The 21,076-nt window shown below is 60.5% G+C and carries 20 protein-coding genes; 8 read left to right on the top strand and 12 right to left on the bottom strand.

The window, feature by feature from the left end:
* The first annotated feature begins 5 nt into the window (after positions 1–5).
* Both AC193Q_RS11485 and AC193Q_RS11480 read left to right on the top strand, forming a co-directional pair.
* Positions 6–896 (top strand): ATP-binding protein, encoded by an 891-nt coding sequence (locus tag AC193Q_RS11485; protein ID WP_047295439.1) that lies wholly within the window; start codon positions 6–8, stop codon positions 894–896.
* Positions 893–1,375 (top strand): GAF domain-containing protein, encoded by a 483-nt coding sequence (locus tag AC193Q_RS11480; RefSeq protein WP_039770434.1) that lies wholly within the window; start codon positions 893–895, stop codon positions 1,373–1,375. The genes AC193Q_RS11485 and AC193Q_RS11480 overlap by 4 nt, the downstream gene beginning before the upstream one ends.
* On the opposite strand, the gene AC193Q_RS11475 is transcribed toward AC193Q_RS11480, so the two are convergent.
* From AC193Q_RS11475 to AC193Q_RS11440, 8 genes are all read right to left on the bottom strand, one after another.
* Entirely contained in the window at positions 1,376–4,321 is a 2,946-nt protein-coding gene (locus tag AC193Q_RS11475; protein WP_483879549.1) for an HD domain-containing phosphohydrolase, read from the bottom strand. It lies immediately after the preceding gene.
* Between the two features lie 48 nt (positions 4,322–4,369).
* Entirely contained in the window at positions 4,370–8,014 is a 3,645-nt protein-coding gene (locus AC193Q_RS11470) for a transporter substrate-binding domain-containing protein (protein ID WP_483879548.1), read from the bottom strand.
* 8 nt (positions 8,015–8,022) lie between these two features.
* Positions 8,023–8,649, bottom strand: a complete 627-nt coding sequence (locus AC193Q_RS11465; RefSeq protein WP_041069609.1) for a response regulator transcription factor — start codon at positions 8,647–8,649, stop codon at positions 8,023–8,025.
* Between the two features lie 346 nt (positions 8,650–8,995).
* Complete coding sequence (locus AC193Q_RS11460; RefSeq protein WP_003226741.1) at positions 8,996–10,324, bottom strand: deoxyguanosinetriphosphate triphosphohydrolase; 1,329 nt, start codon at positions 10,322–10,324, stop codon at positions 8,996–8,998.
* A gap of 76 nt (positions 10,325–10,400) precedes the next feature.
* On the bottom strand, positions 10,401–11,564 hold the full coding sequence (locus tag AC193Q_RS11455) for an EAL domain-containing protein (RefSeq protein ID WP_121186492.1): 1,164 nt from the start codon (positions 11,562–11,564) through the stop codon (positions 10,401–10,403).
* Between the two features lie 124 nt (positions 11,565–11,688).
* A complete protein-coding gene (locus tag AC193Q_RS11450) occupies positions 11,689–12,027 on the bottom strand; it encodes a hypothetical protein (protein WP_041069615.1) in 339 nt (112 codons plus the stop codon).
* Positions 12,024–12,410, bottom strand: coding sequence for a phage holin family protein (locus AC193Q_RS11445; RefSeq protein ID WP_041069617.1), 387 nt, complete (start codon positions 12,408–12,410; stop codon positions 12,024–12,026). Before AC193Q_RS11445 ends, AC193Q_RS11450 begins: the two co-directional genes overlap by 4 nt.
* A gap of 2 nt (positions 12,411–12,412) precedes the next feature.
* Entirely contained in the window at positions 12,413–12,727 is a 315-nt protein-coding gene (locus tag AC193Q_RS11440; RefSeq protein WP_025113166.1) for an ElaB/YgaM/YqjD family protein, read from the bottom strand.
* Positions 12,728–13,032: 305 nt separating this feature from the next.
* Between AC193Q_RS11440 and AC193Q_RS11435 the strand changes: the two genes are divergently transcribed.
* Positions 13,033–14,241, top strand: a complete 1,209-nt coding sequence (locus tag AC193Q_RS11435; RefSeq protein WP_121186490.1) for an ammonium transporter — start codon at positions 13,033–13,035, stop codon at positions 14,239–14,241.
* Here the strand turns inward: AC193Q_RS11435 and AC193Q_RS11430 are convergent.
* Positions 14,238–15,950, bottom strand: coding sequence for a cation:proton antiporter (locus AC193Q_RS11430; protein ID WP_047295424.1), 1,713 nt, complete (start codon positions 15,948–15,950; stop codon positions 14,238–14,240). The genes AC193Q_RS11435 and AC193Q_RS11430 overlap by 4 nt on opposite strands.
* Positions 15,951–16,151: 201 nt before the next feature.
* On the opposite strand from AC193Q_RS11430, the gene AC193Q_RS11425 reads away from it, so the two are divergent.
* The 3 genes from AC193Q_RS11425 (at position 16,152) to AC193Q_RS11415 (ending at position 17,826) form a co-directional block, all read left to right on the top strand.
* Positions 16,152–16,388, top strand: a complete 237-nt coding sequence (locus AC193Q_RS11425; RefSeq protein WP_047295422.1) for a glutaredoxin family protein — start codon at positions 16,152–16,154, stop codon at positions 16,386–16,388.
* A gap of 148 nt (positions 16,389–16,536) precedes the next feature.
* On the top strand, positions 16,537–16,854 hold the full coding sequence (locus AC193Q_RS11420) for a transcriptional regulator (protein WP_003226726.1): 318 nt from the start codon (positions 16,537–16,539) through the stop codon (positions 16,852–16,854).
* 81 nt (positions 16,855–16,935) lie between these two features.
* Positions 16,936–17,826: a pseudouridine synthase gene (locus AC193Q_RS11415; protein ID WP_121186488.1), complete on the top strand. Its 891-nt coding sequence runs from the start codon at positions 16,936–16,938 to the stop codon at positions 17,824–17,826.
* Between the two features lie 76 nt (positions 17,827–17,902).
* On the opposite strand, the gene AC193Q_RS11410 is transcribed toward AC193Q_RS11415, so the two are convergent.
* Both AC193Q_RS11410 and mobA read right to left on the bottom strand, forming a co-directional pair.
* On the bottom strand, positions 17,903–18,124 hold the full coding sequence (locus AC193Q_RS11410) for a YgdI/YgdR family lipoprotein (RefSeq protein WP_003226722.1): 222 nt from the start codon (positions 18,122–18,124) through the stop codon (positions 17,903–17,905).
* Between the two features lie 78 nt (positions 18,125–18,202).
* Positions 18,203–18,805 (bottom strand): molybdenum cofactor guanylyltransferase MobA, encoded by a 603-nt coding sequence (gene mobA / locus AC193Q_RS11405; protein ID WP_047295418.1) that lies wholly within the window; start codon positions 18,803–18,805, stop codon positions 18,203–18,205.
* Between the two features lie 82 nt (positions 18,806–18,887).
* On the opposite strand from mobA, the gene moaB reads away from it, so the two are divergent.
* Entirely contained in the window at positions 18,888–19,427 is a 540-nt protein-coding gene (gene moaB / locus AC193Q_RS11400; protein WP_047295416.1) for a molybdenum cofactor biosynthesis protein B, read from the top strand.
* Positions 19,411–20,637, top strand: a complete 1,227-nt coding sequence (locus AC193Q_RS11395) for a molybdopterin molybdotransferase MoeA (RefSeq protein WP_121186486.1) — start codon at positions 19,411–19,413, stop codon at positions 20,635–20,637. The genes moaB and AC193Q_RS11395 overlap by 17 nt, the downstream gene beginning before the upstream one ends.
* Positions 20,638–20,710: 73 nt before the next feature.
* On the opposite strand, the gene AC193Q_RS11390 is transcribed toward AC193Q_RS11395, so the two are convergent.
* On the bottom strand, positions 20,711–21,019 hold the full coding sequence (locus AC193Q_RS11390) for a hypothetical protein (RefSeq protein WP_179294967.1): 309 nt from the start codon (positions 21,017–21,019) through the stop codon (positions 20,711–20,713).
* Positions 21,020–21,076 lie beyond the last annotated feature (57 nt).

The raw sequence follows: 21,076 nt of genomic DNA, 5'->3' as shown, positions 1-21,076 counted from the left end.
AAGACGTGGATTCCCGATTGAATGCTTTTCTTGAACGCGCCGAGTCGGTTCTGGCGCGGATCGAACCCTTGCTGCCGGCGCCACGTCCGCTGATCGACTGGAATACTTGCCTGGCCGCGCGCTGGCAGCGAGACGGGCGTAGCGGATACTTGCTGCCGCTGGACGTCAGCCTCGACATGCGCCTGTCCGACCTGATCGGTGTCGACCGTCAACTGGAGCAACTGGGCCGCAACACCCAGCAGTTTCTCGACGGCATGCCGGCCAACCATGCGCTGCTCTGGGGTTCGCGCGGTACCGGTAAATCCTCGCTGGTGCGCGCGCTGCTGGCTGAGCACGCCAAGGCTGGCCTGCGGTTGATCGAGATCGAACGCGACCATCTGGCCGACCTGCCGCGCGTGGTCGAGCAGATCGGCAAACTGCCGCAGCGCTTCGTGCTGTTTTGCGATGACCTGTCGTTCGAATCCGGCGAAGGCGATTACCGCGTGCTGAAAAGCGTGCTCGACGGCTCGCTCGAGCAGGCCCCGGACAACGTTCTGCTGTACGCCACTTCCAATCGCCGCCATCTGGTGCCGGAGAAGGAAAGCGACAACGAAAACTGGAAGCGTGTCGACGGCGAGCTGCATCCGAGTGAGGCGGTGGAAGACAAGATCGCCTTGTCGGACCGTTTCGGTCTGTGGCTGTCGTTTTATCCGTTTACCCAGGAACACTTCCTCAATGTCGTCGAACACTGGATCGGCCAGTTGGCCGCCAAGGCTGGCCTGAGCTGGCAGCGCGACGAACAACTGGACATTCTCGCCGTGCGCTGGGCCACCGGGCGCGGCAATCGCAACGGCCGTTGCGCGTACCAATTCGCCCGTTACTGGGTGGGTCTGAAATTGCTGGAGCACAAGGCATGATTGATTTGCAACAAAGCGGCCAGGGCCTCGAAGGCTACGGCATGTTGGCCGCACAACTGGAATCGCTGCTGGCGGACGAGCGCGATTTCATCGCGAATGCCGCGCAGTTTTCGGCGTTTCTGTTCAACCAGCTCGATGACTTGAACTGGGCGGGTTTCTACCTCAATCGCAATGAAGAGCTGGTGCTCGGTCCGTTCCAGGGCCAGATCGCTTGCGTGCGCATTCCGTTCGGGCGCGGCGTGTGTGGCGCCGCGGCGGCCAGTCTACAGACTCAGCGCGTCGAAGACGTGCATGCGTTCCCGGGCCATATCGCTTGCGACAGCGCTTCCAACAGCGAGTTGGTAGTGCCGCTGGTCAAGGACGGTCGGTTGATCGGCGTACTCGATCTCGACAGCCCGAAACTGGCGCGTTTTGGCACCGACGATCAGGCAGGTATCGAGCAATTGGCGGCGATCTTCCTGCGTCTGACCGACTGCTGATCAGGCACTCAGGCCAGCCTTGCGCAGCAGGCTGGCCGGATCCACCGCATCGATCTGGCGCGGATCGAGAAACCGCGCAGCGTATTGCATGTAAACCCCGTCATTGATGAACAGCGCGAACAGCTCGGCGTCGATGTGCGCCTCGCGGCACATGGTGGCCATGATCGCCAATGCCTCGCTCAGGGTTTTGGCTTTCTTGTACGGCCGATCCGCAGCCGTCAGCGCCTCGAAAATATCGGCAATCGCCATCATCCGTGCCGGCAGGCTCATGTCTTCGCGTTTCAGGCGCTTTGGATAGCCGCTGCCGTCCATTTTTTCGTGATGCCCCCCGGCGATTTCCGCGACGCTGTCCAGGTGCCCGGGGAAGGGCAGGTGGCTGAGCATCAGGATCGTCTGCACCATGTGGTGATTGATGATGTAGCGCTCTTCGCGGGTCAGGGTGCCCCGGGCAATGCTCAGGTTGTAGAGTTCGCCGCGATTGTATTTGTAACGCGGCACATCCAGTTTGAACCCCCACGGATTGTCTTCCGGAATCAGTTCACTCTCGGCGCGTTCGATCAGGTGTTCGGGCTTGTCCGCCAGCAGTGGCTCGCTGACTGGCAGCGTTGGCGCGGGCGTTTGCGCCTGACGGCGGTTTTCCTCCCATGACACCCCCAGGCGATCATCGAGGGTGCGCATCCAGCGCCGCTCGGCGATGCGCTCAAGGCGCTGCAGATCGGCGGGTGCCATGGCCTCGCCGCCCAGATTGCAGCGGGCAACAAAGGCAAAGTCATCGTCCAGTTGCGTCAGCGCGGCGTCACGCTGTTCGCTCAGTTGCGCCGCGTTGCCGCCGAGCGCCAGCGCCTGCCAATAACTGACCCAGGCGTCGCGCTTGAGCACTTCGAAACGGGTGCGAATTTCGTGGATGCGATCGTTGAGGGTTTCCAGTTTGGTCGCCTTGTCGACGACATATTCGGGAGTGGTGACCTTGCCGCAATCGTGCAGCCAGGCCGCGATGTGCAGGGCTTCCCACTCGTCTTCGCTGGGCTGATAACGCTGAAATGCCGGTGCCTGGCTGGCGGCAGCGGCCTGCGCAAGCATCAAGGTCAATTCCGGCACACGTTGGCAGTGGCCGCCGGTGTAGGGGCTCTTGGCGTCGATGGCGCCGGCCAGTAACTGGATGAACGCATCGAGCAACTGCTTCTGTTTCGCTTGCAGACGCTGACTTTCAATACTCACCGCCGCCGCACCGGACACTGCTTGCAGGAAGGCAATGCGGTCCGGGCGCAGTTTTTCCAGATCCTGAGCGTTGCCGCTGTCGTTGATCAGCAGAACCAACAGGCCAATGGTCTCGTTGTGGCGATTACGCAGGCGGATACCGATCAGGTGGATGCGCGGCGACTGCATGGCCAACAGGACGTTCTGCAAGTCTGCGGCCTGCTCGAAGCCGAGGCTGCTGACCACGTTGTCGGCGTGGATCAGTTGCTGAAACCACGCCGGGCCCTGATCTGCCAGCAGGTCCTGGCCGAGCACGTTGAACCCGCCCGGCTCCTGCGAAACACCGTCGATCACCAGTCCATAGGGTTCCATGCGGTTGCCGTCGCTTTCGCGCAGATAGATCAACCCTGCCTGGGCCTGGGCGATCTGCACCGTTTCGAACAGCACCCGTTGCAGCAGCGGGGCGAAGCGGGTTTCGGCGCTGAGGCTGTCGGTGATACGGAAGAAGCTGGCGAGTGTGTCTTTCATGCGCGCCATCGACAGGCTCAACTGGTCGACCTCCAGCACTGGCGAGCGGCGGGTGACCGGAAAATTGAAATCGAAACTGCGGATCGCGTCGGCTTCCTTGACCAGCGCGTGCAACGGTTTGACCAGAATCCGCGAGATCAGCCAGCCCAGCGGCAGGCACAGCAGCAAGATCGCGAGGGTGATCAGCGCGCCTTGCCAGCGCATGCGGTAGGCGTCGGCCAGCAGTTCGTCCTCCGGCACCAGCAGGGCCATCTGCAAACCGTTCGGCCCACCTTCCTGCAGGTTGCTGCGGGCGACGATCCAGTGGCGCCCATTGACGTCGAGCCGTTTGCCCTGATGGGGCGTGGACAGCAACGCGTGCAGGTTCGGGCTCAGGTCGGCGGCCTTGGCCAGGCGCGCGCTGCGGTCATCGACAATCAGCCGGCGGCTATCGGGATAGGCCACCGCATTGCCATCGGCATCGAACAACACGATTTCGGTGGAGGGGGTGACGACGTGCTTGAGCAAGGTGGCGGAAAGTGCTTCAAGGGTCAGGTCGGCACCGATGACGGAGTCTGCGCTGCTGCGACGGGCGAGCGTGGTGCCCACATTGTGCGTGGAGAAAAATACATAGGGCTCGGTGGTGATCTGGTCACCCTGTTGCAGGGCGTTGATGTACCAGTTGCGGGTACGCGGGTCGTAGCGGTCGTCGGAATTGACGTCGCGCCCCACCGGCGCCAGTGTCTGATCGAAGAACAGTGACTGCGACGATACGGTGCCGCTGGCGTCGTGCTCGATGCTCCAGACCTGATAGACCGCGGTCGGCGGCGCCTTGAGCAGGGTTTTAAGGGCGTTGGTACGCAAGGGTCGAACCATGAAGAAGTCGCCGTTGCCGTACCCCAGATACAGCGACGCGAGATCGCTGTTGTCCTTGAGTGACTGACTGAACGGCTTGAGTAGCGCCAGACGCTGTTGCAGGTTCGAAGCGCCGGCCGCCTGATTGTCGGCCAGCAGGCTCAGCAGGTGCCGGATCGGTTCGTAAGTTGAATGCAGGTCCAGGCGCACGTCCTGTTCGATGCGATTGAACAGGTTTTCACTGCTCGACAGGATGATCCGGGTGGTCTGGCGATAATTGAACAACCCCAGCACAACGCCTGTCAGCAACAGCAGGAAGGTGAACATGACGCTGATGTGCACGTGCAACGGGAATCGGCGTTGATCCGGGCGCAGTGGGCTGGGCATTGCTGACTCTCCATTGAAGTAAACACACTGCTCAGCGTCCAAGCATAGTTAAGGCTCGCCCAGTGTGCCTTCTTCCAAAGGTTCCAGTTGTCGCTGCAATGCCTGCTCCAGTTCGACAATCGCTGCGTCGGTGGCCTCGGTGCAGCGCACGATGGTCGCCAGCGAGGTTGTCTGCAGGCAGGCTTGTTCCAGCGCATCGCAACAGGCAATCAGGCGCGAGGCCTGGGCGATCCGGGCGGCACCCTTTATCTTGTGTGCCACGACCGCCAAGGCTTCACGGTCATTGTGCGGGGCCAGGGCCAGAAGCTCCTGGCGATCAAGGCGGCTACTCTTGAGCAACTGTGTGAGCAGGCGCCGGGCTTGCAGCGGATTGCCACCGGTCAACTGATTCAGGCCCTGAAGATTGAACGCCGGTTCAGGCGCTGCCGGTCGCAACCCATTGACCCAATGGTTCAGGGCGCTGAGGCTCAAGGGTTTGAACAGGCAGTCATTCATGCCAGCCTGTTTGCAGCGCTTGACCTCTTCGGGCTGGGCGTTGGCCGTGAAGCCCAGCACCGTACAAGGCGTGCGGCCAGTGCGCCGTTCCTGTTGGCGGATGGCCTCGGTCAGTTCATAGCCGTTCATCACTGGCATGTTGCAGTCTGCGATGACCAGGTCGAATTCGCCGGTCTGCCAGATTGCAAATGCGTTTCGCCCCTCTTCGGCAACACTGAAACGATGACCGAGGAATTCCAGCTGCTGGCACAGCAGCAGGCGATTGGCCGGATGGTCATCAACCACCAGAATGTTCAGCGGTGTCGCAGAGGGGGCGATTGGCTGCGCGGTTTTCGCTGCGGTGGCCTTGCACGGCAGCGTCTGCAACGGCAACGACAGGCAGACCTGGGTGCCGATCCCGGGCTGACTGCTCAGCTGCAGTTGACCGCCCATCATTTCACAGAGGTTTCGGCTGATGACCAGCCCCAGTCCCGCACCACTTCGAGCCTGTTGTCGACCGCTGTCGGCCTGGGAAAACGGTTCGAACAGGCGTTGTTGATCTTCGGTGCTGATTCCGACTCCGGTGTCGTGAATGGTCAGTTGGATCAGGGAATACACGCCCGCGTCGTTGGGTCGTACGTCCAGCGCAATGCGCACTTGTCCGCGCTCGGTGAATTTGATGGCGTTGCTGATCAGGTTCGACAGGACTTGCTTGAAGCGCAACGGATCCAGCTCCACGTCGACGGCGAGTCCGGGAGGATTGACCGTCAGGGGCAAGGCGAGGTTTTTCTGGCGGGCCAGGCCGTCGAAAATTCTGACCACTGACGCCACGGTTTCGACCAGATTGACCCGCTCGGGGCTCAGACTCAGGTGCCCGGACTCGATTCGTGCGATATCGAGGATGTCGCCGATCAGGCCCAGCAGATCCTTGGCCGAACAGTAAGCGGTTTCGATGGATGAGCGATCCGGTGCCTGATCGCTCATACGCTCGAGCGTCAGTTCGAGCATGCCGATGATGGCATTCATCGGCGTACGGATTTCGTGGCTCATGGTCGCCAGAAAGGTGCTTTTGGCGCGATTGGCGTTGTCCGCCTGCTCCTTGGCCGTGCGCAGCTCATCGAACAATTGGCGACGTTCACTGATGTCGATCCAGCCACCGATGATCCCTTGTACTTCGCCGCTGGAGTCGCGGTACGGCAGGATCCAGTGATAGATCGTCAGGCGCCGGCCACCGATGTGCAGCGGACGGTCGAGCAGCAGCGGCGTCCCTTCGGCCACCACCCGTTGGTAATCCGCCTGGAAGGCCTGGGCTTCGAAGGCATTGCTCAGGGTGCCCTGCATGACACTCTTGCCGATCACGTCTTCGCGTTTGGCGTTGAAGGCTTCGAGATAGCTGTCGTTGCAGCTTTGCAGCAGACCCCGGCGGTCACGCACGTAGATCGGGTGAGGGGTGCCGTTGACCAGCGAGCGCATGAATTCGAACTGATCGTTGAGCGCGCGCTCGGCGGCCTGACGTTGCTTGATCTGGCGACGCATGTAGGCGTTCCAGAGCAGTGACAGCAACAGCAGCAGGCATGCCGCCCCGATCAGTTGGTAAAACAGGCGCTGGTATTGATGCCAGTTGCTTTGCGCGGCATTGGAAAAACCGCGCCAGCGGCTGTTGATGACGCCCAGTTCTTCGGGGCTGATGCTCAGCAGCGCTTTGTCGAGGATCGAGCTCAGCTCGCGGTTGTCACGCGCCGTGGCCAGCGAGAAGGCGGCCTGGCGAGTGCCCAGGGTCGTGGTGATCTGCAACTGATGTTCGAAGATCCGCGACGAGATCAGGTAATTGGCGATGACCAGTGAGGTGACCGCGCCATCGACCCTGCCTTCAGCGAGCAATGTCGCGGCGCCGAAGGTGTCCGAGGTTTCGGTCAGACGGATATCGGGAAACTCGCGGCGCAGGTAATCGGTCATGGGGCTGCCTTGGGCAATCGCCAGGTATTTGCCCCTGAGCTGAGCCGGATGTGTCGGGCTGTCGGGGGATTTGCGGGTCAGCAGGACAAAGGAGTTTTCCAGATAAGGGCGACTGAATTGCAGGGTTTTTTCCCGCTGGGGGCTGGGAAGCAGCGCCGCGATCAGATCGGCCCGATGCTGATTGATCTGTTCCACCATGTCGCCGTCGCTGCGGCTGCGCACCAGTTCGAAGCGCATGCCGGTGCGCAAGCGCAGCAGCTCAAGCAGGTCTGCGGTAATGCCGCGCAGATTGCCATCGCTGTCGAAGAACGTCAGCGGGGCGAACGCTTCGTTCACCACCACACGCAGCACCGGATGCTGTTTGAGCCACTGCTCTTCATGATGGGTCAATTGCAGCTTCTGGTCGGTCAGCAGGATGTCGCTGCCGGCGCTCCAGCGCTTGGCGATGCTGTCCCGTTCACTGGTCGGTATGGCTTGTAGCACGGCGTTGATGATGGCCAGCAGTTGAGGATTTTCGGCGTGTACGGCAAAACTGAAACCGTGGGCTTCCTGTTTGCCGAAATTGGCCATGCGGATGTTGTTGAGATAGCCCTTGTTGATCATGTAGTGGGTGGAAATGGTATCGCCCAGAAACACGTCGGCCTGATCAAACGCCACCGCGTTGATTGCGTTTTGATAGGACGGATAGGAGGTCAGGATGGCTTTCGGATACAGCGCCCGGACCTCGTCCTGGGGCAGATAGTGATAGACCATGCTCAGGCGCAGACCGGCCAGGCCCTGGGTGAGCGTGCGGGTTTCGTCCTCACGGGTGACCAGTACCGGCTGATCGATGGCGTAGGGCGTTGAAAGCAGGATATCCGCGTCGCTGGCTTCGAAACCGTTGGCGGTACCGAGCATGTCGACCTGACCGGCTTTCAATGCGCGCAAGGCGGCTTCCCGTGAGGCAAAGCGCTGGACCCGCACTGGCAGTCCGCTGGCCTGTTCGAGGAGGCCGGCGTAATCAGCGGTAAATCCTTCGTAATCGCGACCGCTGGCCGTCATATCGAACGGCGGATAATCCGGTGCGGAAGTGCCCAGTACCAGTTCGCTGCGAGTCTGCAGCCATTGTCGCTGCGCAGGCTCCAGTGTCACGGACAGTGCTTCATGACCCGAACGGCTGCGCAGCACATACTCTTGCGCCGTGATGAGGTCGGCATGGCTCTGAGTCGTCAGGCACAGGCTCGCGCACCAGAGGGCAAGATAGATCTTTAAACGACTGGGCATTCGGGCTCTCACACTAGTGCGTTGCGTTTGGCCATCTCGATAAGTTCCACCAGAGACCTGGCTTTCAGTTTCTGCATCAGGCGTTTTTTATAGGTGCTGACAGTCTTGTTGCTGAGAAACATGCCTTTGGCAATTTCCTTATTGGTGCGCCCTTGGGCAAATAACTGCAGAACCATGAGTTCCCGGTCATTGACGGACTTGAATAACTCCAGTTCGGCATAACGCACATCATCGCTGCGCACCGGATTCAATGCCTGGCTGGGGAAATAGTTGTAACCGGAAAGTACCGCCTTGATGGCACTGACCAGTTCGCTCAAGTCTTCTTCCTTGCACACATAACCGGATGCACCGGACTGCATGCAGCGAATGCCGAACAGGGTCGGGCATTGTGCGGTCAGCACCAGGGTCTTGAGCGGGGTCCCCATGGCGTTGAAACGGGCGAGGACTTCCAGGCCGTCGAGTTTGGGAATGCTGATATCAAGGATGATCAGGTCGGGCATGCATTCGCGGACCATCTGCATGGCATCGACCCCGTTATCGGTTTCGCCGACGACCTTGTAACCTTCATGCTCGAGCAGCATCCGAACGGCAAGCCGGATGACGGGGTGATCATCGACAATAAAAACGGAGTTCATAATCAAATCCCATACGTGCGCGAATAAAGCGCGCACCTTAGCTCAGATAAATGAGCGGCCGCATGAACTCCCACGGCTCTAGCAGCGATATAGGATAAGTCCTACACGCTAAAGGGAAATCGACTACGATCAAACTCAGTGTCGCGTAAGGAAGTGTTTAGGATATTTGTTTATCTGAATGTCTTAAGTTGCTTGTAGAGTATTGAAGAAGCAGAGTTTGTCCGGTTTTTCTGAGTGTTAAACAAATGACACTTGGAAGTCACAAATATCGCGAACCGTAACGCCGGTTCAATGGACCACGCGCTCAACCGGGCAGTCATGGCGACCCGGTGAGCGCAGTGTTCTGTCAGTGGCTGGAACGTCCGGTCATTTCCAGCGCCATGTCGCTGGCGTAGCTGTCGGTCATCCCGGCGATGAAGTCGATCATGCGCAGAAACGAAGTGTGCAACGGGCCATGGGGATCCGGCGCATTGTTGCCCAGCAGATCGAGGATGCGTCGGCTCTTGAACGACGGCGTGCGGCCGCCATGTTGCTCCAGCGCGGCGCCGCAGAATGCGTTGAGGAGAATTTCCAGGGTGGTGTAGGCGCCGATTTCATGCAGCGTCTTGCGCTTGTCCTGAAAAATCTTCTTGCGCGCAATGTCCTTGGCGTTCAGCACGCAGCGTTTGGCCGGGCCGTGCATGTGTTCCACCAGGTCGCCGTGCAGAGTGCCTGCCAGCAATGCGTCCTGTTGTTCGACGAACGCCCTGGCGGCGGCGTTGGTCAAGTGCTCGATGGCCTTGCCGCGCAGGATCGCCAGTTTGCGTCGACGCGAATCCTGCGGGCCGAGCTGGCGATAGGTTTCCGGCAGATCGTCTCCCACCAGGCCGAGCAGCAGCGATTCAACCTCCGCGTACTCCAGCAGTTCCATTTCCAGGCCGTCTTCGAGGTCGATCAGTGCATAACAGATGTCGTCAGCCGCTTCCATCAGGTACACCAGCGGATGCCGCGCCCAGCGTTGGTCTTCCAGTTGTGGCAGGCCGAGCTTGTGGGCGATCTGCTCCAGCAGTGGCAGTTCGCTCTGATAGCAGCCGAACTTGTGTTTCTTGTAGCCCAGCGAGTCGGCGTGACGTGCGGTCCACGGATACTTCAGATAGGTGCCGAGGGTGGCGTAAGTGAGGCGGGTGCCACCGTCGAACTGGTGATACTCAAGCTGAGTCAGCACCCGAAAGCCCTGCGCGTTGCCTTCGAAATTGAGGAAGTCACCGCGCTCGGCTTCGCTCATACCGTCGAGCCAGCCGCGCCCGGCGGCTTGCTGGAACCAGTGACGAATGGCGTCTTCACCGGAGTGGCCGAATGGCGGGTTGCCGATGTCATGGGCCAGGCAGGCCGATTGCACGACCATGCCCAGATCGCTCGGGTCGCACCAGTCGGGCAGGGCGCTGCGCAAGGTTTCGCCGACGCGCATGCCCAGCGAGCGGCCGACGCAGCTGACCTCCAGCGAGTGGGTCAGACGGGTGTGGATATGGTCGTTACTCGATACCGGATGCACCTGGGTCTTGCGCCCCAGGCGGCGGAAGGCGCCGGAGAAGATGATGCGGTCGTGGTCTTTGTGGAACGGGCTGCGGCCCAGCTCTTGCGGGCTGTGCAGCGGTTTTCCAAGGCGTTCGCGGTTGAGCAGGGTCTGCCAATCCAAGGCTGGTTCTCTCCGTCGGTGACTGGGATGACTGTTGCCCTAGCTTCCCGGTTCAGGCTCGCACCTGCAAGCGGAACTACAGGCCCGCGGCATCGATATCGATCAGCAGCAGGCGCTCGCCGTTATCGAAGAACTGCCCGGCGGTCAGGCAATACTGGTTGCTCGTGGCGTCGCGGTAGGTGCTGGACAGCGTCAGGCGACGTTCCTCCCAGCCTTCGGCCAGCAAATGATAGAAGTACGGGCGCCATGACCAGTTGTGGCCCAGGTAGCGGTTATCGGCGACCCAGCCGTTGTTGCGCCATTCAAGGTTAGGCGTGAGTTGGGTGCCATGCCGGTCGCATTGGTAGAACCGCAGCAACCACGGAAAGGCTTCCAGTTGCGGCAGCGCACTGAGCGGTGCGTGGGCCTGAGCCCAGGCTTGGAGAATCGCCATCAGTTCGCTGAGTTGTTGGCGCATTTGCATCAGGCGTCCGCGTTCGGCCAGTTTCTGCCGCACGTAACGCTGGCGCAATTCAGCGAAGCGCTGCACGAAGGCATCCGTTGGATAGAGCGCCTCCTGCGCCCGGGCGAACAGGAAACCCTGAACGTAGCGCGAACCGCATTCCAGGGCGAAATTGAGCTGGGCCTCGGTTTCCACGCCTTCGGCAATGATCCAGCAGCCGGTCTTCTCGGCCATCTGCGCCAGTGCCTTGACCACATCACTGCTCGGCCCGCCGAGTGCGGCAGCCTGGAACAGGCGCATGTCGAGTTTGAGGATGTCCGGCTGCAGGGCCAGCACCCGATCGAGCTGCGAATAACCGGCGCCGAAATCATCAATCGCAATCCGCGCTCCCGCGTCGCGATAACGCGCCACCACTTCGGCCAGACGCTGACTGTTGCCGCCCAGCTCAGTGATCTCGAACACGATGCGTTGCGGGTCGACGTCGTGTCGCAACATTTGCTTGAGGCTGGGCAGCGGCTGATCGGCGCGCAGGCGACTGATCCAGCGTGGCGACATGTTCAGGCTGAGAAACCACTCCGGGGGGGCTTCATTCAGTCGGCTCAGGGCGTTGTCGCGGATCTGTCGGTCGAGGCGGCGCAGGGCGATGGCGGGTGTGCGCGGGTCGGCGAACAATGGCCCGACCGAGACCAGTTGGCCATCGGACTGGCGCAGGCGACCCAATGCTTCGACGCCTGCAATGCGCCCAGTGGCGGTATCGATGAAAGGTTGAAAGCAGGCGAGCGGTTGCCCGTCGATCACGGGGCCTCCTTAGTCGTTCTTGTTCTGGGTGAACCCCGCCGACCGGGTAGGCGCGCGGGATTGAACCTCCGGGTAAAGAGGTTCATCCCGCGGATATTGCAAGAATGCAGCCAGATGCGCCGGCTCAGCGTTTGCCAGAGCTCTGCATTACCAGTCTGATCAGCGGCCCGAGGCTGGTGCCCAGACGTATCAGTCGGGTCAGACCGCCGACGCCCCCGCTTTTTGCGCCCTTGCCGGTGATAAACCCCAGCAGGGTCACAGCGGCCACGCCCCATAGCGGCGCGTGCTTGATGCCGAAACCTGCTTGCAGGTTTTGCGTCATCCCGCGCATGCGCTGCAAGGGTTGCAGCACTTGCCCGGCTTCATGGCGGATTTCCTGCCGGTGCATTTCCATACGCAGGCGGATCAGTGCCTTGCGCATTTCCCGGCGCGAGCTGTTGTGCGGCAGTTCAGGCAAGCTCATGGCAACAGGCGCTCCCGATCGTTGGCCAACTCTTCCAGCGTGCCGTGGAAGGGCGAGGATTCATCGAAGACGGCTGCTTTGAGGCGTAGCCCACAGAAAGCGGCGGCCAAGGTGTAGAACACGCACAGGCCAATGATTGCCGCCAGGCGATAAGTGTCCCAGAACACGATCAGCACCAGCGTCGACAGACCGACCAGCAACAGCAGGGCAAACACCAGTGCCAGGCCTGCGAACAGCAACAGGCTGACGGTGCGTGCTTTCTGCTCCTGCAACTCGATGCCGAACAGTTCGACATGGCTGTGCAGCAAGCCGAGAACAGCGGCGCCCAGACGCCGCGTGGAGGATGAGGTGCCCGACCCCAGGCCGGATTCGCCGATCGACATGATCAGCGCCGAGTGGCCAGCAGGCCAATCAGAAAGCCCACTCCGGCAGCAATGCCCACCGACTGCCAGGGATTGGCCGACACGTAGTCTTCAGTCGCGGTGACGGCGGCCTGACCGCGATCGCGCAGGGTGTCTTCGGTCAGCTTCAGGGTTTCACGTGCGCGCAACAGGCTGTCGTGGATCTGCTCACGCAGCTCATCAGCCTGATCGCCCGCCAGCGTCGCGGTGTGTTCGAGCAACCGCTCGGTGTCGGCGACCAGAGTCTGGAAGTCGTTCATCAGGATTTCTTGAGCGGTCTTTGCCTTGATGCTGGCCATGGGTGGATCTCCGTAAGTGACGTCTGAAGCGTTCGAGTATGAGCCTTGCGCGAAGGTTCAGTACAAATGACTGGTACAGCTTTTGCTATGTCCTGGTGCGTTCTGCCGCGCTCGTGCGCTGTTGGCGGGCGTACATGCAGCAAAACCTTAACTCAAATAATCCTGGTCCGTGTCAGGACATTGACCTTGTGCGCCAAAGCGGTTCACTGCAGCGTCACTGCGGTGCCTGGCCGGGCGCAACTTGGTGCATGAATTGTCCGCGCGAACCGCTTTGGTGCCTTTCTAGCCTTCAGGTCTGCCTTTTTATGGAAAATCTGCAAAGCGCTGTGGACACGCTGGTCCACAGCTCCAACACGTTGTTCATTCTGATCGGTGCGGTGATGGTGTTGGCGATGCACGCCGGTTTCGCCTTCCTTGAAGTCGGCACGGTGCGCCAGAAAAATCAGGTCAATGCACTGTCCAAGATCCTCAGTGACTTTGCCGTTTCGACGCTGGCCTATTTCTTTATAGGCTATTGGATCTCCTATGGGGTGACCTTCATGCAGCCGGCGGCGGTGCTGAGCGCGGATCACGGTTACGGTCTGGTGAAGTTTTTCTTCCTGCTGACCTTTGCCGCGGCGATTCCGGCGATCATCTCCGGCGGGATTGCCGAGCGTGCGCGATTCGTTCCGCAGTTGTGTGCGACAGCGCTGATCGTGGCGTTCATCTACCCGTTTTTCGAGGGCATGGTCTGGAACGGCAACTACGGTCTGCAAGCCTGGCTGACGGCGCGCTTTGGCGCGGCGTTCCATGATTTCGCCGGTTCCGTGGTGGTGCACGCCATGGGCGGCTGGCTGGCGCTGGCGGCGGTTTTGCTGCTCGGTCCGCGCAACGGGCGTTATCGCGATGGGCGTCTGGTGGCGTTCGCGCCGTCGAGCATTCCGTTTCTGGCGCTGGGTTCGTGGATTCTCATCGTCGGCTGGTTCGGCTTCAACGTGATGAGCGCGCAGACCTTGCAGGGCGTCAGCGGTCTGGTGGCGGTCAACTCGTTGATGGCCATGGTCGGCGGCACCGTGGCGGCACTGATCGCCGGGCGCAATGACCCAGGCTTCCTGCACAACGGCCCGCTGGCCGGGCTGGTAGCCGTCTGCGCCGGTTCCGACCTGATGCATCCGGTAGGCGCGCTGGTAACCGGCGCACTGGCCGGTGCCTTGTTCGTCTGGTGCTTTACCGCCGCGCAAGTCAAATGGCGCATCGACGACGTGCTCGGCGTGTGGCCGTTGCACGGTCTGTGCGGCGTGTGGGGCGGGATCGCCTGCGGCATCTTCGGCCAGACTGCGCTGGGAGGGCTTGGCGGCGTCAGCCTGATCAGTCAGTTGATCGGCAGCGCGCTGGGTGTGCTGGTGGCACTGATCGGCGGATTCGCCGTCTACGGCGTGATCAAGGTCTTGCACGGCCTGCGCCTGAGTCAGGAACAAGAGTATTACGGCGCCGACCTGTCGCTGCACAAGATCGGCGCGGTGAGCCAGGACTAGGCTTCCTCGTCTTCCGCGCCGGGATAGAAGCCATGCAGCAGACGATAGCGGTCAATGCGCACCTGATCGATTTGCTCCTGCACCTTATGCGCCGGCAGGCCGAGCATGACCAAGGCGTGGGAGGCGAGCATCAGGCTCGACTCCAATAGCTCCGGCACCACTTCGCTGGCGCCGGCGGCTTTGAGTTCAGCCCATTGGCTGTCGTCGCGGGTGCGCACCAGAATCGGTATCCGCGCATTGAGCCGGCGCGCTTCCTTGAGAATTTGCAGGCTGACATCGCTCTGATCCACGGCGATCACCAGCAGCCGGGCGCGCAACAGTCCGACGGCGGTCAGCAGGTCGCCGCGCGCAGAATCGCCGTAATGCACCTCGCTTTCGCCGGCTGCGGCTTCCTGCACTCGCACCGGATCGTTATCCAGCGCGATATAAGGCTGATTGGCGTTGCGCATGAAGCGGCCGATGGATTGACCGACACGGCCGTAACCACAGATCACCACGTGTTGATCCAGCCCGGCATTGAGGGCGCTGATTTCCTCGATTTGCGCCTCCTGGTTCGGCTTGCGGTGCAGGCGCGCGGCCATTTGCGGCGCGGCGCGCAATAGCAGAGGTGTCAGCAGCATCGAGCAGAAGGTTGCCGCCAGCAGCAGGGCGCCCAGCTCGGCAGGCAGCATCTGGTTTTGTTGCATTTGCGCCATTAAGGCGAAGCAGAATTCCCCACCCTGCGCCAGGGCCAGGCCGCTGCGCCAGGCGGTTTCGTGATCACTGCCGCGCCATTTCACCAAGAGCGCGACGACCGTGCCCTTGATCAGCATCAGGCCGAGGGTCAGGCCGAGAATCAACACACTGTGACTGACGAACAGTTGCAGGTCGATCAGCATGCCGATGCTGACGAAAAACACCCCGAGCAGAATGTCGCGAAACGGCCGGATGTCAGCTTCGATCTGATGGCGGTAGTGGCTCTCGCCGAGCAGCATCCCGGCCAGAAATGCGCCAAGGGCAGGGGACAGGCCGAGCAGGTGCGTCAGCCATGCAGTCAACAGCACAATCACCAGCGCCAGCAGCACGAACAATTCCGCCGAACGCGAGGCCGCCACTTCATGGAACAGCCGTGGCAGCAACCAGCGGCTGGCCAGCAACAGACCGAAAAACAGCACCACGGTCTTCACCAATGTCAGGGGCAAGGCCCAGTACCAGGCTTGCGCGCTGCTTCCGGCGAACACTGGCACCAGGGTCAGCAACAACACCGCTACCACGTCTTGAAACAGCAAGACCCCGACCGCGTTCTGCCCGTGACTGCTGAACACTTCGCCCAGGCTACCCAATTCCTTGGTGACAATTGCCGTCGACGACAATGACAGTCCGGCGCCGAGCAACAGGGCCGGGGCCCACGGCATGCCCAACAGGATCAGCACCAGCCCGAGCAATCCGGTGCTGAGCACTACCTGCTGGCTGCCCAGGCGGAACACCACCTGGCGCAGCGCGATCATCTTCGACAGGGAAAACTCCAGGCCCAGCGAGAACAGCAGAAACACCACCCCCAGTTCGGCCACGTCCGGCAGATGTTCGCTCTCGTTGACCCAGTTGAAAGCAGTCGGTCCCACCATCAGGCCCACGCAGAGATAGCCCAGCACCGGTGGCAAGCGCAGGCGGCGGAACAGGGCAATCATCACCAGGGATGAGGCGAGGATGATCAACAGGTTGGCAAACACAAGGCACTCCGATGTCAGGCTCAGGCTTCTCAAGCGTAGAGGCAAAAAGCGCGGGAGCATCGCCTGATTGGCTTTTCCGTGGACTGATTTGCATCAGGGTTTTGCTTGTTTGCTGCGGTGCGCCGGCCATCTGGCAGCGCTGGCTCGACGGGTTTTCGAGGCGGGCCTAGAATGAACGCTCATTTTTTCGGTTGAGCGATCATGCCTCCTGAATGTCAGTTGTTCGGCACCTTGGGATGCCATCTGTGCGAGGTGGCAGAAGCCGAGTTGATGCCGTTTGTCGAGCACGGTTTGCTGGTGGAACTGGTGGATATTGCAGAGGATCAATCGTGGTATGAGGCTTACAGCCTGCGGATCCCTGTATTGCGCCGAGTGGATACTGGCGCAGAACTGAATTGGCCGTTCAGTGCCGATCAGGTGGTGGCATTCCTGCGCTGAGCGATTTGTCATCCGCTGGTCGCGAGCGACCATCGTCGCGTTGGCACTCTGCGGTTTATTCGTTTACTGTATGCGCATACAGTAATTGGGTTGACCTGCTGCTTGTGAAGTCTTGAGCAGGTGAATCCGGCAGTCAGAGGGACGAACCGTGGTCAATGTCGAACAGTTGAAGAACAGCGTGAACCGGATGTCGGTTGACGTGGTGCGCGAGGCGGTCCTCGAGTTGCGCCTGGACGGGCTGGTCACGGAGGGCAAGACGCCATTCAACAAACTGCATTTCAACACCTGCTTTGCCGAGATCGAAGCGTTGTTCCAGCGTGCCGGTTATCACAAACAACTGGATGTGGTCGGTTATCAGGGGTTGTTGTACGCCTTGTATGACCCGGGACGCTGGGAGGCGGTCGATGTGTTGCGCTGGCTCAAGGAGTTTACCGAAGCTGCGGCACTCAAGTCGATTCCGGCCTGAGGCGGGCCGCGGATTCCGCACTAGGTTCGTTTCGCTCAGTGTTGGATAATGCCGGCCTGCATTGAGGGTTCGAATTTCCGTATGTCCACACCAACGTTTTCTGCTGCGCAGAATCAGGCCAGCACCCTTTACCTTCCTCCGGGGCCTTGGGCGACCGTCCTTGATTGCCTGTGTGAGCATTTCAGGGCGATCAGTCGCGAGCAATGGCTTGACCGGATTGTCCGGGGCCGGGTGCTGGACGGTCAGGGTCAGCCGATTGCGCTGGATCTGCCGTACAAGGAAGGGCTGCGCATTCACTACTTCCGTGAAGTGCCGGATGAAAAGCCGATTCCGGTGGTCGAGTCGATCCTCTATGCGGACGAGCATCTGGTAGTGGCGGACAAACCGCATTTTCTGCCAGTCACGCCCGCTGGTGAGTATGTCGAGCAGACGTTGCTGCGTCGTCTGATCCGCCGCCTCGATAACCCGCATCTGGTGCCATTGCACCGCATCGACCGGCACACCGCCGGGCTGGTGATCTTCTCGGCCAACCCACAAACCCGCTCGGCTTATCAGTCGCTGTTTCCGACCCGGCAGATCGATAAACGCTATGAGGCGATTGCCCGTGCGCTGCCGGAGCTGGCGTTTCCCCTGGTGCACAAAAGTCGCTTGATCGACGGCGAACCGTTCTTCCGCATGCAGGAAGGCCCGGGTCTGGCGAACACTGAAACGGCGGTGGAAGTCCGGGAAAAGAACGGTGATCTGTGGCGCTATGGTCTGTATCCGGTGACCGGCAAGAAGCATCAGTTGCGCGTGCACATGACTGCGCTGGGCGCGAGTATCTGCAACGATCCGTTTTATCCGCAGGTGTTGAAAGACGTTGAGGATGACTACGCCAATCCGCTCAAACTGCTGGCGCAGGGACTGCGGTTTGTCGACCCGGTCACCGGTGAGAAGCGCGAGTTCGAGAGCCAGATCACCCTGCAGTGGTGACACCATTTACTTTTACGTACCCATGAAAAAGCCCGCATCAATGCGGGCTTTTCTGTATCCGGTGTCGACGTAAAGATTACAGCTCTTTAACGGTACGAACCTGATCCTTGTTGATGCGGGTCTCTTTGCCGTCCAGCTGCTTGAACTCGTAGAAGCCCGAATCTTCGTCATATTTCGGGGTGTCGACGGCCTGGATTTCGCGACCGTCATTCAAGGTGATCACTGTTGGCGACGAGCAACCAGCGAGCGTTGCCAGGCCCAGTGCGAGCATGAAAGTGGCGAGGGTCCGTTGAGTCATGAGTGTGTCTCCGAATGGGAATACTTTTGGTTACTGAGCTTGAGACGTATACAAGGCGTGAGAGTTCCTTGAATGCTGTCAGTCTGACACAGTGTTATGCGCATTTAACAGTTCGGGGGTATTCAGGTTGGCCAGGCGCGGGTCGTTGTCCGGGCATTGCAGGGCCGCTGCGCCGAGGCTGCGCATGATACGGCCGGGGCTGCGTTCGCCGGCGTTCCAGGCGTTTTTGAATGCGGGCAACAGGGCCACCGGAATCACGCACAGCAGGGGCTCCCAATGGTCGTCATGGCGCAACATTAAAGGTTTGTCAGGAAACTGGCCGGCAGTTGCACGCATGTCGCGCAGCAGCGCTGCGTCGATGCGCGGCACATCGCAGGGCAAGACCAGCAGATGGGGCAAACGCGCAACTTCAAGCCCCGCGAGGATGCCGGCCAAGGGGCCTGGAAAGTCGTCTTCTTCATCACTCACCAGTTGGTCGGCGTAGGCAGCATAACGCTCGCGATTGCGATTGCAGGAGATGATCAGATCGTCAGTCAGCGGTCGTACCTTGCGCTGCAAATGCGCAATCAGCGGTTCACCCTGCCATTCCACCAACCCTTTGTCCTGGCCGCCCATGCGCTGGCCGCGTCCGCCTGCCAAGAGCAGAATGGAGCAGGGGAGCAATGGCGTATTCGGGATCATGGCAGCTCTCCAGCAGGGCGGCGAAAGAATCAAGCGCTGTGATATAACACCGGGCTGATTCTCCTACAACTGGACGAGCCTAATGAAAGCCAAGGCCGATGTACCTTTTGCACCGCTGAATATTGCGGTGCTGACTGTCAGCGATACCCGAACCCTGGACACCGACACCTCAGGTCAGGTCTTTGTCGACCGCCTGACTGCTGCCGGGCACCGTCTGGCCGAACGGGTCCTGCTCAAAGATGACCTGTACAAGATCCGCGCGCAAGTTGCCCACTGGATTGCCGAGGACGTGGTGCAGGTTGTATTGATTACCGGCGGCACCGGCTTCACCGGGCGTGACAGCACGCCTGAAGCCGTGGCTTGTCTGCTCGACAAGCAGGTTGACGGGTTTGGTGAGCTGTTCCGGCAGATTTCGGTGGCTGATATCGGTACGTCAACCGTGCAATCGCGGGCACTGGCCGGTCTGGCCAATGGCACGCTGGTATGTTGCCTGCCAGGTTCGACCAATGCGGTGCGCACCGGGTGGGACGGCATTCTCGCCGAACAGCTGGATTCGCGGCATCGGCCGTGCAACTTCGTTCCTCACCTGAAACAGGCGGCGCCTTGTGAATCCCGTGGGTAAGCCGGGCAAGACCGGCAGCCTGATGCCCGTCGAGGAAGCGCTGGCTCGCCTGCTGCAAATGGCCGAGGCCACGCCGATTGTCGAGCGCGAGTTTTTGCCATTGGCGCAGGTCGAGGGGCGAGTGCTGGCCGAAGACCTGGTTTCGACGCTGGACCTGCCGCCTTGGCCAAACAGCGCCATGGATGGTTATGCCTTGAGGCTGGCGGATTGGACCGGCACACCGCTGCCGGTCAGCCAGAAAGTTTTCGCCGGTCAAGCGCCTGTCGCCTTGACGCCCGGCACCTGCGCGCGGATCTTCACCGGTGCGCCGGTGCCTGCTGGTGCCGACTGTGTGGAAATGCAGGAGAACGCCGAAGTCCAAGCCGACGGCAGTGTGCGCTTCGTCGAAATCATGAGCCTCGGCCAGAACATTCGTCCACAAGGCCAGGAAACCACCGTGGGTGAGTTGATCCTGGCGGCAGGCACAAGGCTGGGACCGATCGAACAAGGTCTCGCGGCATCGCTGGGATGTGACGGGCTGAATGTGGTGCGCAAGGTCCGAGTGGCGGTGCTGTCCACCGGCGATGAACTGGTTGAGCCGGGCCAGCCGCTGGGGCCGGGGCAGATTTACAACAGTAATCGGGTGGTGTTGTGCAGTTGGTTGCAGCGATTGGGCTGTGAGGTGATCGATGCGGGCATTCTGCCGGACGATCTGGACACCACCCGAGCGCGGCTGGGCGACTTGCAGGATGTCGACCTGATTCTTTCAACCGGCGGGGTTTCGGTCGGGGAAGCAGATTTTCTGGGTGTTGCATTGAGGGAAGAGGGCGAGTTGGCACTGTGGAAACTGGCAATCAAGCCAGGAAAGCCGCTGACGTTCGGCCATTTTCGCAACGTGCCAGTGATTGGCCTGCCCGGTAACCCCGCTTCGACGCTGGTGACGTTTGCCTTGCTGACGCGACCTTACTTGCTGCGGCGTCAAGGTGTAAGAGACGTTGTGCCGTTGAAGTTCAAGGTGCCAGCCGGTTTCGTCTGGCCTGTGGTTGGCCATCGGCGTGAATACCTGCGTGGTCGACTCGAGCAAGGACGGGCCATCATTTATCGTAACCAAAGCTCTGGTGTGTTGCGCAGTGCTGCCTGGGCGGATGGGCTGGTAGAAGTGCTGGAGGGTCGTACGCTCGTAGAAGGTGATGAAGTCGGGTTCATTCCCCTGAGCGACCTGCTCGACTGACTCTGATCTTCGCTGAGCCTGCCCTTGCAACTGCAGGCTCTACGCCTGAAAGCGTCGAGCCTGCATTCCCCGGTCATTGGCTCATCAGTGTGACCAACTGATCGAAGCGGCTGTTGGCAACCCAACCCAACAGTCCCATTATCACTGCCGTTGCACCTGCCGAATAGGCGAGTCGGTGCTTGATTGTTCTTACATCTGCGCGCACTTCATCCATATCCCGGCGTATGTATTTGAGGTGGGTTTCCAGTTCGGTCACGCGCGGTTCCATTTGTGCTTCTCCAGCGGTTCTGGCGCTCTTTTTGAAATCGGATTTGTGACTGCTGCGACTTTCGTTGAGAGGGGCAATCGGACGGGTTGAAACTCTGGCTTCATGGCTGGACATGGACATATCCGTCGGCTGTTTTCACTGTCAGCGCGCTGGCCTTTCCGTCATTCGAAC

The sequence above is a fragment of the Pseudomonas sp. F2 genome (genome assembly GCF_057174385.1).
Note: the sequence above shows the minus strand (reverse complement) of the source record. Positions and strands in the feature narration are given on the sequence as shown.

Bases quoted from the DNA above. Each gene is read 5' to 3' on its own strand.
- AC193Q_RS11445 (WP_041069617.1), bottom strand. From the start codon at position 12,410: ATGTCGATCGGCGAATCCGGCCTGGGGTCGGGCACCTCATCCTCCACG.
- AC193Q_RS11425 (WP_047295422.1), top strand. From the start codon at position 16,152: ATGCCTCCTGAATGTCAGTTGTTCGGCACCTTGGGATGCCATCTGTGC.
- AC193Q_RS11390 (WP_179294967.1), bottom strand. From the start codon at position 21,019: ATGTCCAGCCATGAAGCCAGAGTTTCAACCCGTCCGATTGCCCCTCTC.
- AC193Q_RS11440 (WP_025113166.1), bottom strand. From the start codon at position 12,727: ATGGCCAGCATCAAGGCAAAGACCGCTCAAGAAATCCTGATGAACGAC.
- AC193Q_RS11415 (WP_121186488.1), top strand. From the start codon at position 16,936: ATGTCCACACCAACGTTTTCTGCTGCGCAGAATCAGGCCAGCACCCTT.
- AC193Q_RS11475 (WP_483879549.1), bottom strand. From the start codon at position 4,321: ATGCCCAGCCCACTGCGCCCGGATCAACGCCGATTCCCGTTGCACGTG.
- AC193Q_RS11480 (WP_039770434.1), top strand. From the start codon at position 893: ATGATTGATTTGCAACAAAGCGGCCAGGGCCTCGAAGGCTACGGCATG.
- AC193Q_RS11450 (WP_041069615.1), bottom strand. From the start codon at position 12,027: ATGAGCTTGCCTGAACTGCCGCACAACAGCTCGCGCCGGGAAATGCGC.
- AC193Q_RS11465 (WP_041069609.1), bottom strand. From the start codon at position 8,649: ATGAACTCCGTTTTTATTGTCGATGATCACCCCGTCATCCGGCTTGCC.
- AC193Q_RS11470 (WP_483879548.1), bottom strand. From the start codon at position 8,014: ATGCCCAGTCGTTTAAAGATCTATCTTGCCCTCTGGTGCGCGAGCCTG.
- AC193Q_RS11435 (WP_121186490.1), top strand. From the start codon at position 13,033: ATGGAAAATCTGCAAAGCGCTGTGGACACGCTGGTCCACAGCTCCAAC.
- moaB (WP_047295416.1), top strand. From the start codon at position 18,888: ATGAAAGCCAAGGCCGATGTACCTTTTGCACCGCTGAATATTGCGGTG.
- mobA (WP_047295418.1), bottom strand. From the start codon at position 18,805: ATGATCCCGAATACGCCATTGCTCCCCTGCTCCATTCTGCTCTTGGCA.
- AC193Q_RS11410 (WP_003226722.1), bottom strand. From the start codon at position 18,124: ATGACTCAACGGACCCTCGCCACTTTCATGCTCGCACTGGGCCTGGCA.